This window comes from Clostridium sp. Marseille-P2415, from assembly GCF_900155545.1.
Taxonomy (GTDB): Bacteria; Bacillota; Clostridia; order Lachnospirales; family Lachnospiraceae; genus Lacrimispora.
The window spans coordinates 385,074-399,043 of record NZ_LT732525.1 but is presented as its reverse complement, the minus strand read 5'-3'; the positions used below and the strand labels follow the sequence as shown (position 1 = coordinate 399,043).

Here is a 13,970-nt window from a genome sequence, read left to right as displayed (position 1 = left end):
GAAGGAATGGAACAGAATGACCGGATTGCCATGAGCGCCGCTTATATTGAGGAACATTTACAGGAAACGCTGACCGTAAAACAGCTTTCCGCCCGGGCAGGGTATTCTCCGGGGTATTTTTCCCGATGCTTTAAGGAAAAGCTGGGGGTTTCCCCTATGGAGTTTGTAAAACAGAGGCGCCTTATGGCAGCCGCAAAGGAAATCTGCCGGGGACGGCGGATTCTTGATGCGGCTCTGGACTACGGCTGGGAGACTCACAGTGGCTTTACCAAATCCTTCGGCGCTCAGTTCGGCTATTCTCCGGTCCTTTTGAGAGCGTTCTATGTCCGCGATGCTTCCGTGAAAGGAGACAGGCAAACCATGGAACTGTATTTAAAAACAACGGAACTGTATAAAACACCCGAAGAATTATGGCAGATACTGTGCCTTACTTTAAAAGAAAATGGAGTGGAATGTGACCGGGAACGGTTAAAAGAGATCTATGAACTGGCGGCCGTTTTTCATGAAGGGAAGAAAAGAAAATCCGGGGAGGAGTATATTACCCACTCCTTAAATGTGGCTGTTATACTGGCAGATATGGGGGCTGACGAGGGTACTGTCTGCACAGGGCTTCTCCACGATATTCCGGAATGTGAACATCTGAGGGAGGCTTTGAAAGAGATGGGGCCGGGGATTTGGGAGGTGCTTTCCGCATACCGGGATTTTGAACATTCTTTTTCCTGTGAGGATGACAGAGGAGCGCTGGTGGCACTGTCCGACCGGCTTCACAATATGCGTACCATCGAATTTGTAAATCCGTCCACGTGGAAAAGGCGGGCAGAGGAAACCCTGAGGCTGTTTTCGCCCATTGCCGCAAAATGCACGGATTTCAGGCTTCGTTCCGAGCTTGATGAGCTTTCTATAAAATTTTTATAAATATGGTAAATGACTTTTTAACGCTTGTATTTTCATTGCCATGTTGACATATCTGAGAGACACTGATAAAATCTAGAAAAATCAACAAGTCTGTATATTCATTCATTGAATTGTATAGAACACATAAGCGAAGGGAGATCAAAAGATGAAGATAGGTGCCATTACGGTCGGGCAGAGTCCCAGGACAGATGTTACGGCGGATATCATGAGTATTTTTAATGGAAAGGCGGAATTACTGGAGAAAGGAGGATTAGATGGCCTGACAGCAGAGGAGATTGAGAAATTCAAACCGGAGGAAGGGGATTATGTGCTGGTGTCCAGAATGAATGACGGCTCTTCCGTTACCTTTGCGGAACGCCATATCATTCCAAGACTTCAGAATGCGATCCATGAGCTGGAAGAGGAGGGGGCAGCCCTTATTATGATGTTTTGTACGGGAAAGTTCCCGGATACGCTGAAGGCATCGGTTCCCCTGATTTATCCATGTGAAATTCTTGACAGGAACGTTCCTCTTTTTACAGCGGATTCCTCGATTATTGCGGTGACCCCGTCTCCCTTGCAGTTGGAACAGAGCAGGAAAAAGTGGTCCGAAATCGTGAAAGAGGTCAGGGTTTTCGCCGGTTCCCCTTATGGAGCGTGGGAGGAGCTGGAAGAAACAGCCAGACTTATTAAGGATGAAGAGGGAGATTTGATCGTCTTAGACTGCATCGGTTACAGCCAGGAAATGAAAAGGCTGTTCGCAAGGGAGACCAATAAGCCGGTGATCCTTCCGAGGACCTTGCTGGCCCGTATGGTTTCTGAATTAACGGATCTATAATCCACAATCCAGATTTAACCATGTGCATTATGCTTAAATTGTGTAAAATTAAATGTGCAAATAGTTATTTACAAAGAAAATCACTCTTGCTAAAATATTCACCATATATTTATAAATATGAATTTGGAGGATCGCGGCTATGAGTGATGTATTATCCAGGGCAAGAGAGCTGGAGTCTTATGGAATTGAGATCAGACGCCAGATCCATAAGAATCCGGAAATCGGTTTTGAACTTCCAAAGACAGTGGAGCTTGTGAAAAAAGAGCTGATATCCTTTGGATATGAGCCAGCCCGGTGCGGAATTGCAGGTATCACGGCATTAGCAGGAAAACCCGGAAAAACATTTTTGCTGAGAGCTGATATGGATGCCCTTCCCATGAGAGAGGAAACCGGACTGGATTTTGCATCGGAAAACGGTTTTATGCATGCCTGCGGGCATGATATCCATACCGGTGCCCTCCTGTTGGCAGCCCGCATTTTAAAAGAAAGGGAAGCCGAATTAGAAGGAACGGTGAAATTTATGTTCCAGCCGTGTGAAGAAGGAGTGGGCGGCGCCCTGGATATGGTGAGGGCAGGAGTTCTTGAGAATCCTTCCGTGGATTCGGCAATGGCTCTCCATGTGGTACATAAAACCTCAGGAACCGTGGGCTTTTCCCGGGATACGGCATGTGCTTCCAGCGATATATTCACCATTACGGTAAAGGGAAAAGGCGGTCACGGTGCCGCACCCCATGACTGCATCGATCCCATTAACATAGCAGTTCATATCCATCTGGCCCTGCAGACATTAAACAGCCGGGAAGTACATCCCGACGAAATGCTGGTAGTAAGCATCTGCCAGATTAGTGCAGGAACAGCGTCTAACATTTTTCCGGAAACGGCAGTGTTAAAGGGAACCATCCGTACCATGAATACAAAGGTCAGAAGCTTTGCAAAAGAACGTCTGATTCAGATTGCAAGTCAGACTGCCTCCGCATTCCGGGGAGAAGCAGAAGTGGAATTTCTTCATGAGGGCGTTCCGCCCATGGAAAATAACGGGGATCTGCTCACCGCCTCCACCGGTTATATTGACGGTCTTCTCGGACCTGGTACTTGTTATGAATTGCCCCGCATGACCGGCTCAGAGGATTTTTCCGTTATCTCACAGCTTGTGCCATCGGTTCTTTACTGGGTCGGAACCGGTTCGGAAGAAGAAGGATATCCTTACGGCGTTCATGACCCCAGAGTTACGTTTCATGAGGAAAGCCTGCATAAAATGGCAGCAATTTATGCCAATACGGCCATGGAATGGCTCAAGGATCACGCATAAAGAATGGCTTCATACAAATTTGATATAGTTTGGATATGACGATAGTTAAAGGCGACTATGCTTTCTTTAGCTGTCGTTTTATTAATATAAAAGGAAAAGAGGAACCATTATGAAAAAGAGAATCTTAGCAGCAATTTTAACCGTGGCTGTTTCTGCTGTTCTAAGTGCATGCGGCTCTGATCATTCAGCCTCAACGGCGGAAACGACGGAAGCAGCCGGTGCAGCCCAGGGAACGGCGGGAGCGGAGAAAGCAGCAGGGGAACCGGTATCCGGCGGCGTTTTAACAATTTCCCTTTCTTCTTCCCCCAAGAATCTGGATCCTGTAAAGTATACGGGAACCTATGAATCCCAGATTATCGGAACCGTATGTGATACCCTTGTGGAATACAATACGGATCTGACTGAAATTCAGCCGGGACTTGCCAAATCCTGGACCGTAAGCGAGGATGGCCTTGCTTATACCTTTACCCTCCGCGATGATGTTTATTTCCAGCCGGGAAAATATCAGGACGGAAGAAAGATGACGGCAGAGGATGTGAAATATTCCTTAGAGCGTTCCCATGAGCTTTCTGCCATGGACAGGCTGGACATGCTGGATCACTGCGAAGTGGTCAGCGATACGGAAGTGGTCTGCTATCTGGCAGAGCCAAATGCCGTATTCTTAACCGCATTGACCGACGCAGGAAATGTGATCGTACCAAAAGAAGAGGTTGAGGGCTGGGGAGATGATTTTGGCACTCATCTTGTAGGGACCGGTCCGTTTGCACTGAAATCCTTTGAACTGGACCAGAAAGCGGAATTAACCCGCAACGACAAATACTGGGCGGCGGCTCCTTATCTGGATGGCGTTACCTTTAAGCCTATCAGCGATGGAAACCAGGCAGTCAATGCCCTTCGTACCGGAGAGATCAATGTGGCAACCAGTTTAACCGGGGAAGCAGTTCAGATCGCCAGAGACGACCAGTCCGTAGAATTGATGGAAACACCGGGACTTCATGTTGCCTATATCTATTTCAATCAGAAAAAAGGTCCTACCGCCGATATCCGGGTCAGGGAGGCGATCATAAAAGCGGTCAATGTAGAGGAGCTTACCGCCGGTGTATATCAGTATCAGGAAGCGAAACCTGCCAGCCTGCCGCTGCCTCCGGGATCCTGGGGATACGATTCCAGCCTTGAATCAGAAGTTCCCGCCTATGATCCGGAAGGAGCCAAAAAACTTCTGGCAGAGGCCGGATATCCGGATGGATTTGACATGGATATCTACATTTCCAATACGGAAGCCAGAGTAAAGATGGCAACCTTATTCCAGGCTTATTTAAAACAGAATTTAAACATCAACGTAAACATTAATACCAGTGAATGGGGAACCTTCAGCGAAATAGGAGCATCCGGAGAAGCCGATGTATTTGCAATGTCCTGGACCTGGTACCCGGATCCGTATTTCTTCTTAAACAAGCTGTTCCATACCAGTGCCATCGGTTCCCTTGGAAACGGCCAGGGCTTCTCAAACGGAGAAGTGGATCAGTATTTAGACGACGCATTACTGACCACGGATCAGGAAAAGCGGGCGGAATTATACAAGAAAGCTCTCGCTGTTATCGTAAAGCAGTATCCCGGAATCTTTTATGCAAATGAAAATGTAAACTGGGGTGTAAGCTCCAATGTTCAGGGCATGGTACAGAGAGCCGACGGAAAGGTCAAGATCTGTACTCCGGACACCAACGTATGGTTATCGAAGTAACAAAAAGGAAGGAGGGATATTGCTTCTGCAATATCCCCCATTTGAAAGACACGAGAGGAGATATATGTTAAAAACAATATTAATCAGATGTTTACAGATCATTCCGTCTCTTTTTGTGGTTGTCACGCTGACCTTTATACTGACCAGAATGATACCGGGTGATCCGGCCAGAGCGGTTCTGGGGCCTCAGGCATCTGTGGAAGATGTGGAAAAGATGCGGGAGACCATGGGCCTTGACCAGTCACTTGCGGGTCAATACAAGGATTATATGATCCATATCTTAAAAGGGGATTTCGGGGTTTCCTATTCCTACAATCAGCCGGTGCTCGGCCTGATAGCAAAACGGATCCCAAACACTCTGCTGATTGCATTGCCCTCGGTTTTCATCGCGCTCATTGCGGGCCTTCTGATCGGTGTGACCTCTGCGGTCCGTCAGGGCACCCTGTTTGATTATGTGTTTATGATACTGGCGCTGGTCGGTGTCTCCATGCCTATTTTCTGGCTGGGTCTTATGCTCGTCCTGCTTTTCAGCGTAAATCTTGGCTGGCTGCCGGTTCTTGGCATGGGAAGTATTTCCAATGGGATCGGAGATGTGATCCGCCATATGGTTCTTCCCTGCTTCTGCCTTGCGACGATTCCCACGGCTACCTTTTCCAGAATCGCCCGTTCCAGCATTCTGGAGTCCATTCACGGCGATTCCATTCGCGCCCTGAGGGCCAGAGGAATGAAGGAGTATGTGGTGATCTGGAAGTATGCATTAAAAAGTGCATTGCCGCCTCTCATCACGGTGCTGGGACTGCAGCTGGCAGGCTGCTTTGCCGGAGCGATCCTTACGGAAACCATTTTTTCATGGCCGGGTATGGGAACCCTGATCGTGGGTGCGATCGATAACAGAGACTATGCCCTGATACAGGGAGCGGTTCTGGTGATCGCACTGGCCTTCGTAATCATCAATATGCTTGTGGATGTGATCTACATGATCATCAATCCAAATGTCAGTTATGAAGGAGGGAGCTAAATGGCAAAAACGCTCGGATTAGACCGTGAGTCCCATGAAGAAATATTAAGGAAAGAACGAAAAGCAAACAGCGCATGGAATAAACTGAAAAGAAACAAAACGGCGGTCATCGGACTGGCTGCGGTCTGCTTTATGATCGCAATTGCCATACTGGCACCGTTTATCACGGATGGAAAGCCCAATGAGATCCATCCCATTGATGCATATCTTACTTTTTTTGAGAAAGGCCATTTATTCGGAACCGACGAGTACGGAAGGGATTTGTTTGCCAGAATCTGCTACGGTGCAAGAGTATCTCTTCTGGTTGCAGCAGGTGCGACCATCGTAGGCGGTATCACAGGTGTCATCTTAGGTCTGATCGCGGGATATATGGGCGGAATCGTGGATGGGGTCCTGATGCGGATCATGGATGGAGTTCTGGCCTTTCCTTTTATTCTGCTTTCCATTGTTCTTATGACAGTTCTCGGTTCCGGTATCATCAATGTAATTCTTGCCATCGGCATTGCGGAGATACCCAGGTTTGCCAGAGTGGTAAGAGGACAGGTTCTGGTCGTAAAAAAGGAAGAGTACTGCAATGCGGGAAGGGTCATCGGAATTTCCCATTTCCGTATGCTGGTTCACCATATACTGCCCAACACGATCTCAGAAGTGATCGTGTATGCTACTTTAAACATAGCCAGTGCCATTATTTCAGAAGCTGCGTTAAGCTTCCTGGGCCTTGGGATCGAACTGCCCACCGCTTCCTGGGGAAGCATCCTGCGCGCCGGAAGAAATTCTCTTAATACGGCACCTCATATTGCCGCGGTATCGGGGGTATTTATCCTGATCACGGTGATCGGTTTTAATCTTCTGGGTGACGGGATCCGGGATGTGCTGGATCCTAAAATGAAAAAGTAGGGGAAAAGTATGGAATTAAACAGGATAAAAAAAGATGCGGAGCAAACCATTGAGGAAAAAGCGGATGAGCTTTGGGGACTGGCTAAATACCTCTGGGACAATCCCGAATATAATTTTAACGAATATAAATCCAGCAAAGCCGTAAGGGAACTTTTAGAGTCATTTGGCTTTGAAACGGAAAAAGGGATCTGCGGTCTGGATACTGCGTTTCATGCGGAATATGACAGCAGAAAGCCGGGGCCCCATATCGGATTTCTTGCTGAATATGATGCGGTACCGGGCATGGGACATTCCTGCGGCCATAATCTGATGGCGGCGATGTCGGCCGGAGCAGGTGCCGGAGTGCGTGCCGTGATCGGCAGGCTGGGCGGAAAGATATCTGTTTTCGGCACTCCGGCGGAAGAGGGCGGCGGAGGAAAGGTGATCATGCTGGAGAGAGGTGCGTTTAAGGACTTGGATGCAGCCATGATCATTCATTCTGCCAATGAGACGGTGGTTAATGATATTTCCTATTCGAAAACCGATTTAAGCGTTGAATTTCACGGAAAGAGCGCCCACGGAGCCACGTGGCCGGAAGAAGGGATCAGCGCACTTGATCCCCTGCTTCTTTTGTTTCAGTATGTAAACGGACAGCGGCTTTGCTGGAATGGCAGAGGGACGATCCTGGGAGTGATTACGGATGGGGGCAGAGAACCCATCCATATACCGGATTTTTGCCGGGCAAAATTTACGGTGCGGTCTTTTGACAAGAAGTTCAAAGAAAAGATCTTAAAGGAATTCCTGGAAGCAGGACAGTCCATTGCCCGGATGACAGGAACCGCATTTAAGTATGAGTGGGATGGCTGTACCTATGAAGACATCCGCAATAACCGGGAGCTTGAAAAGCTGCTGGAAAAAAATTTAACGGAACTTGGGGAAACGGTCATGCCGAGAAGAAAAGAGCTGGGAATCGGATGTACGGATGTAGGGAATATCACCCACGTGCTTCCGGCGCTTCAGTCTTATGTGCAGGTAGTACCGGAGCTTCGAGGCCATACCAGGGAATTTGAAGAGGCATGTAAAAGCGAGGCCGGAAAAAAGGCTGTGCTGACAGGAGCCAAAGCCCTGGCATTTACCGCGTTGGATCTGCTGTCATCATCTGATAATATGGATAAAGTAAAACAGAGCTTTGCAGAAATGAGAAAGAACTATGAGTAAAGGAGGTGCTGCTGTGAGTGATGTATTATTAACCGTGAATGATCTGAAAACCTATTTTTATACGGCAAGCGGCGTAAGCAAAGCCGTAGATGGAGTGAGCTTTCGCATCAGCCGGGGGGAGATCATGGGAATTGTGGGCGAATCCGGTTCCGGAAAAAGCGTTACATCCTCGTCCATTATCCGGCTTTTGCCGGCCGGGACCGGAAAAATAGTAAGCGGCAGCATAGTCTTTGACGGTACCGATGTATTAAAGCTGGGGAAAAAAGAACTGCTGACCTTTCGGGGAAGAGATGTTTCCATGATTTTCCAGAACCCCATGACTTCCTTATCGCCGGTCTTTAAAGTGGGACACCAGATGGTGGAAATGATTTGTACCCATCAGAAGGTAAGCAGGCAGGAAGCCTGGCGCATGGGGGAAGAGGCTTTAAAGAAAGTAGGCATTCCCGATGCCAGACGCCGGATGGATTCCTATCCTTATGAATTATCCGGCGGGATGTGCCAGCGCGTTATCATTGCCATGTCCATCTGCAGCAATCCCAAGATGATCATTGCGGACGAGCCCACTACGGCTCTTGATGTGACCGTTCAGGCACAGGTTCTGGAGCTGTTAAAAGAGATGAGAGATAAAAACGGAACTGCGGTCCTCCTGATCACCCATAATCTGGGTGTGGTATGGCAGATGTGTGACAGCGTGATGGTCATGTATGCAGGCAAGACGGTTGAGTATACCACGTGCGGGGAACTGTATCATAAGCCGCTGCATCCATATACGTGGGGATTGCTGGATTCCATGCCAAAGCTTGGCAGTGATTCCGGGGAAGAACTGTCGGCCATTCCGGGGACACCGCCTGATTTGAGGCTGACGGGGACTTCCTGTAATTTTTCCAACCGGTGTCCCTATGCTGTGGATCTATGCAAAAGCAGTGTTCCGGAATTAAAGGAACTGGAACCGGGACATTTCGTTGCCTGTCACAGACAGTGCGAAACCGGCGGTCTTGTGCGGGGAGGTGGGAAGGTCAATGAATGAGAAAAAAGTGATCTTGCAGATTAAAAATCTGTCCAAGGATTTTGAGATAAAGGGAAAGAAGCTTGGCAGTAAAAAAGCCGTACTTCATGCGTTAAAAGACTTAAACCTGGATATCCGGGAAGGGGAAGTGCTTGGGGTGATCGGGGAGTCCGGATGCGGAAAGTCTACCCTGGGAAGGTGTCTGGTGGGCTTGCACAAACCGACCGGCGGAGAGATTCTGTTTGAAGGAAAAAGCATTATAAAGTTATCTGCCAGGGAGAGGCTTGAGCTTTGCAAGAACATCCAGATGGTTTTTCAGGACCCCTATTCCTCTCTGGATCCCAGGCATACGGCGGCAGATTCTGTGTCTGAGCCGATGATCGTCCATAAGACCGTCAAGGGGAAGGCTGAGCTCGAAAAAAGGGTTTTGGAGCTTTTTCAACAGGTAGGCCTTGATGTACAGCATATGAACCGGTATCCCCACGAGTTTTCCGGCGGACAGAGACAGCGCTTAAACGTGGCACGCGCCATTTCCATTAACCCGAAGGTGGTCATCTGCGATGAGCCGGTTTCGGCCCTTGATGTATCCATTCAGGCACAGGTCATCAATCTGTTGAAAGGATTACAGAAAAAATACAATCTTACTTATGTATTTATTTCCCATGATTTAAGTGTGGTCAAATATGTCAGCGACCGGATCGCGATCATGTACCTGGGGCAGTTCGTGGAGCTTTGCAATGGAGGAGATATTTATAAAAATCCTCTGCACCCCTACACAAAAGCGCTTCTTTCCGCCATTCCCCCGGAAAGTCCGGATGAAAAGAAGGAGAGGATCGTGCTGAAAGGGGAGGTGCCGAGTCCCATTGGCGAGCGGGAGGGATGCCCTCTGGCCGGCCGGTGCGCCCAGTGCATGGAACGGTGCAAAAGAGAAGTACCCCGGTTAAAGCAGCACGGGGAAGAGGGGCATCAAGTGGCCTGCTTCTTATATGAAAACCAGTAAATGACCAGAAGGAGGATGCTATGACAAAAAAAGAACTGCTTCAGTATGTAGAGGATCATAAGGATGAACTGATCAGGCTTGTATCCCGGCTGATTCAGATAAAAAGTGAAAACCCTACCGGTACCCAGAGAGATGTGATCGATTATGTGGAAGCGTTTCTTAAGGAGGCCGGAATCGATTATAAGGAAACGGGCTGTAATCCGGACTATCCATGCGTAGTGGCCGGATATGGAAATGACATGGGATTTTCCATGATCATCAACGGGCATGTGGATGTGGTGCCTGCCGGGGATTTAAAGCAGTGGGATTTTGATCCCTTTTCAGGAGAGATAACGGATACCCGGATTTTAGGCAGAGGCACTTCGGATATGAAGGCAGGAGTGGCAGGAGTCCTGTTTGCACTTTCCCTGTTTGCCAGGAAACAGGTTCCGTTAAAGGGAAATATCCGGCTGCATATTGTATCCGATGAAGAAAGCGGGGGCCAGTTCGGATCACAGTGGCTTTGTGCCAACGGGTATGCGGATCATGCCGATGCATGTTTGGTTGCAGAACCCACATCCATGAATACCATTGAGATCGGGCAGAAGGGCGGGCTGCTGCTGACTTTAAAATCCTATGGAAAATCCGCCCACGGCAGTCTCGGCAATTTTAAGGGAGAAAATGCCATCTTAAAGTTAGCAAAGGTCCTTTCCAATGTTTCCATGCTTACGGAAGTCAAAGGACATTTCACGGACCGCCAGCAAAAGCCTTTGAAGGATTCCCAGATGCTTGCGGAAAGAGAAAACAAAATTACGGGATTGGGAAGTGTCATTGACCATGTAAGCACCAATGTAGGGCTTATTAAGGGCGGAACCAGACATAATATGGTTCCCGATTATTGTGAAGCAACCGTAGATGTGCGGCTTCCCATCGGAGTCCGGAAAGAGGAGATCGATGAAGTTTTAAAACGCATAATGGAAGTAAGCGGTGTGGAAGGGGTGGAATACGAGCTTCACTATAAGAGCGATGCCAATTTCACGGACCACGAGGCTCCCATTGTGCTTGCTTTCCGGAAAAATGCGGAAGAACTGCTGGGAAAAGAAGTGATCCCTGCATACCAGTGGGCATCCAGTGATGCCAGGGATTACCGGAAACTGGGAATTCCGACGATCCAGTTCGGTCCATCCAATACGGTTGGCATTCATTCCTATAATGAAACGGTCCAGATAGAAGATGTGGTTATAGCAGCCAAAACCTATGTAGCCGCTATCTGCGATCTCATGGAAATAAAATAAATTTTTGGAGGATTCGTCATGTTGATGAAACAATTGATCGAGGTACATGATCTGCTTGACAGCAGCTATGCCAGTGGAAAACAGGTTGAAACCTATTTAAAAAGCATTCGGCCGGATGCCAGCGTGGAGGTTTACGCATTGGAAGGACCGAAGGGAAAAACCGATATGATAAAGGTAAGGATCCCGGGGGCAAAGGGAAAAAGCAAAGGCATGGATGCTCCCACCATCGGTTTGCTGGGGAGACTTGGGGGTCTGGGAGCCAGACCGGAGCGGATCGGTTTTGTTTCGGATGGAGACGGAGCCCTGGTCGCATTATCTCTGGCGGCGAAATTACTGGATATGCAGAACAAAGGAGATTATCTGGATGGAGATGTATTCATTTCCACCCATATTTGTCCGGATGCGCCCACCAGAGAACACAAACCGGTACCGTTTATGGATTCTCCGGTGAATATGGCACAGGTCAATCAGGAAGAGGTTACGGTTGAACTGGATGCGATTTTATCTGTTGATACAACAAAGGGAAACCGGATCATCAACACCAGAGGGTTTGCTGTTTCCCCTACTGTGAAGGAAGGTTATATCCTGCGGGTTTCCGAGAGCATTCTGGATTTAATGCAGACAACCACCGGAAAACTGCCCTATGTATATGCCCTTTCCCAGCAGGATATCACTCCTTACGGAAACGGGCTGTATCATTTAAACAGCATTTTACAGCCGGCAACTGCTACGAAAGCACCTGTGATCGGGGTCGCCATAACAACAGAAGCACCCGTTGCAGGCTGTGCAACCGGTGCGACCCATATTACGGACTGTGAGGAAGCCGCGAGATTTATGTTAGAGGTGGCAAAGGCCTACGGCCGGGGGGAATGCAGCTTCTATGATGAAAAGGAATATGACCGGATCCAGTATCTGTATGGAAATATGGAACATTTTCAGACCCTGGGAACCGGAAATGAATGCGACGACGATGCATAAGCTACATACCGCGAAGCAGTTCGCAGGCGCAGATTCCCAAATATAAATAAAAAATATCCTCAATGGATGAGATTTCACTGCAAAGAAGCTTTTTGATCAGCGCAAGCCGGGAGGTCAGGGTATTCCTGTGTATAAATAATTTCTGAGCGGTTTCCGTAAGACTTAATGAGCTTTCTAAATAGGTCTTAAGGGTGAGGAAAAGCTCGCTTTTATTTTCCGAATCATAGGTGGCAAGGTCCTTGACCGTGTCCCGGTAAATCTTTTTTATCTCATAGGAAGAAAGCTGGATCAAAAGATGGAACGCATACTGCCTGGTGTAAGAATTGATCCGGGCGGTCTGGAAGGAGGGGGTCTGCAGATGCAAAGTCTGCAGGCTTTCTTCATATGCTTTTGCAATCGAAGCATAGGCAGTATGGCAGCGGCTGATTCCCAGTCTGAAAAAGGAGTGATATTCTTTTAATGCTTCCATGAGCTGTGAAACCGTCTGGTTTGCCAGAGAGAGCGCCTTTCCATTCGATACCTGTTTTGGATAGAATAGAAAGATAACGATCCGGTTATCATTGTGGCATAAGAAGGATTTCTGATCGAGCCGCATCAGCTCATGGTTTACTGCGTTATAGAGGCTGCGGAACAGTTTGCTTTCCTTTTCCTGGCATTCCAGGGAGACACAGATCCTTTTTAACTGATAAGGAAACGAGTAGGAATCACAGATCAGACGTATTTCTTCGGCGGATTTATTCCTGATATCCGTAAGCATATAAAAGAAGGAATCGTAATAGTTTTTCTGGGAAAAAACCCTGTTTTGAACCTGCATGGAGGAAAGCTCCAGAGCAATGACAGAAGAGATCTGTCTTAAAATGGCTCCGGTGGTATCATCAATATCCGTACCGGTAATATCAATACACAGATAATGCCGGCTGTCGGGAAGCAGAAAAGTCTGAAAGGTAAGAAGGGTATCATTGAAGTAAAAATTACGCTTTCCGGACGGTTTTTCTGCGGTCTGCTTAGACAGCGCGTTTACGGGCTGGGCCTGCAGCTTGTCTATTTTTGAAAACGCCGCCTGATCTTTGGGGGGGATATAGTAATAAATCGGAAAATCAGAGGTCGTCGCGATCATGGCAATGGAATTGGTATAATGGGATACCTGCTCCAGCATTTTCATGATTCCTTCTTTATTAAAATAAAGCTGATGAAATTTTTCGGTTTCATTTAGAATGAACTGCTGAGTGGAAATTTTCTGATCAACCAGATTTTGATTGATTATGCTGATAATGTTGGAATATCCGTGGTAAAAGGGCATAGAGACAAGAGGAACCCCGTATTTTTTTGCTTCTTCGATCAGGGACTCCGGGATTTTGTCAAAGAACCGTTTGACTTTAATGCAGAATGCGGTACAGTCAATGGCATGGAGATCAGCGATCACCTTTTTCTGCAGTTCAAAGTCATCGTAAAAAATATATCCTGTTGTGAGAATGATCTCATTTTTTTTGATCCACTTGACCCCATCCGGATTATCCAGAACGCTGATTCCCGTGATCGGCTTATTTAAGGCTTCTTCATTGCCTATAAATTCAAGATTGTCAATTGGAGTTTCGTATAAAAACCAGCCAAGGGTTAAGATTGGATACTTCATTGGATACTCCTTCCATTGGAAACAGAGACTTACTGCTTAGATTTATCTTTTTCGACAATGATACCATTGATCCGGTTCCTTTACAAGATTTTTACAGTGAAAAAGTCCCGGATTTTGCTGGAATATGTTGAAATAGGACCTTGTGTTTTTTGTAAAAGGCCGATATAATGATTAAAACATACAGC

Annotated in this window: 12 protein-coding genes; 11 read left to right on the top strand and 1 reads right to left on the bottom strand. The window is 47.5% G+C overall.

Annotated features, from left to right (window positions below):
* The first annotated feature begins 6 nt into the window (after nt 1-6).
* From BQ9856_RS01980 to BQ9856_RS01930, 11 genes are all read left to right on the top strand, one after another.
* Nucleotides 7-915, top strand: a complete 909-nt coding sequence (locus tag BQ9856_RS01980; RefSeq protein WP_077609482.1) for a helix-turn-helix domain-containing protein — start codon at nt 7-9, stop codon at nt 913-915.
* A gap of 145 nt (nt 916-1,060) precedes the next feature.
* On the top strand, nt 1,061-1,732 hold the full coding sequence (locus BQ9856_RS01975) for an AroM family protein (protein ID WP_077609481.1): 672 nt from the start codon (nt 1,061-1,063) through the stop codon (nt 1,730-1,732).
* Between the two features lie 139 nt (nt 1,733-1,871).
* Nucleotides 1,872-3,041: a M20 metallopeptidase family protein gene (locus BQ9856_RS01970; protein ID WP_077609480.1), complete on the top strand. Its 1,170-nt coding sequence runs from the start codon at nt 1,872-1,874 to the stop codon at nt 3,039-3,041.
* Between the two features lie 109 nt (nt 3,042-3,150).
* Nucleotides 3,151-4,782: an ABC transporter substrate-binding protein gene (locus BQ9856_RS01965; RefSeq protein WP_077609479.1), complete on the top strand. Its 1,632-nt coding sequence runs from the start codon at nt 3,151-3,153 to the stop codon at nt 4,780-4,782.
* 64 nt (nt 4,783-4,846) lie between these two features.
* Entirely contained in the window at nt 4,847-5,800 is a 954-nt protein-coding gene (locus BQ9856_RS01960) for an ABC transporter permease (RefSeq protein WP_077609478.1), read from the top strand.
* A complete protein-coding gene (locus BQ9856_RS01955; protein WP_077609477.1) occupies nt 5,801-6,697 on the top strand; it encodes an ABC transporter permease in 897 nt (298 codons plus the stop codon).
* A gap of 9 nt (nt 6,698-6,706) precedes the next feature.
* Nucleotides 6,707-7,894 carry a M20 family metallopeptidase gene (locus BQ9856_RS01950; RefSeq protein WP_077609476.1) on the top strand — a complete coding sequence of 396 codons (1,188 nt, stop codon included), beginning with the start codon at nt 6,707-6,709 and terminating at the stop codon, nt 7,892-7,894.
* A gap of 13 nt (nt 7,895-7,907) precedes the next feature.
* Nucleotides 7,908-8,921: an ABC transporter ATP-binding protein gene (locus BQ9856_RS01945; RefSeq protein WP_077609996.1), complete on the top strand. Its 1,014-nt coding sequence runs from the start codon at nt 7,908-7,910 to the stop codon at nt 8,919-8,921.
* Nucleotides 8,914-9,900 carry an ABC transporter ATP-binding protein gene (locus BQ9856_RS01940; protein WP_077609475.1) on the top strand — a complete coding sequence of 329 codons (987 nt, stop codon included), beginning with the start codon at nt 8,914-8,916 and terminating at the stop codon, nt 9,898-9,900. The genes BQ9856_RS01945 and BQ9856_RS01940 overlap by 8 nt, the downstream gene beginning before the upstream one ends.
* Before the next feature lie 20 nt (nt 9,901-9,920).
* The gene (locus BQ9856_RS01935) at nt 9,921-11,174 is read left to right on the top strand and encodes a M20 family metallopeptidase (RefSeq protein WP_077609474.1); all 1,254 of its coding nucleotides are present in this window, start codon (nt 9,921-9,923) and stop codon (nt 11,172-11,174) included.
* A gap of 18 nt (nt 11,175-11,192) precedes the next feature.
* Nucleotides 11,193-12,152 carry a DUF1177 domain-containing protein gene (locus BQ9856_RS01930; RefSeq protein WP_077609473.1) on the top strand — a complete coding sequence of 320 codons (960 nt, stop codon included), beginning with the start codon at nt 11,193-11,195 and terminating at the stop codon, nt 12,150-12,152.
* Between the two features lies 1 nt (nt 12,153).
* Here BQ9856_RS01930 and BQ9856_RS01925 read toward each other — a convergent pair whose 3' ends face one another.
* Nucleotides 12,154-13,785, bottom strand: coding sequence for a PucR family transcriptional regulator (locus tag BQ9856_RS01925; protein WP_077609472.1), 1,632 nt, complete (start codon nt 13,783-13,785; stop codon nt 12,154-12,156).
* Nucleotides 13,786-13,970 lie beyond the last annotated feature (185 nt).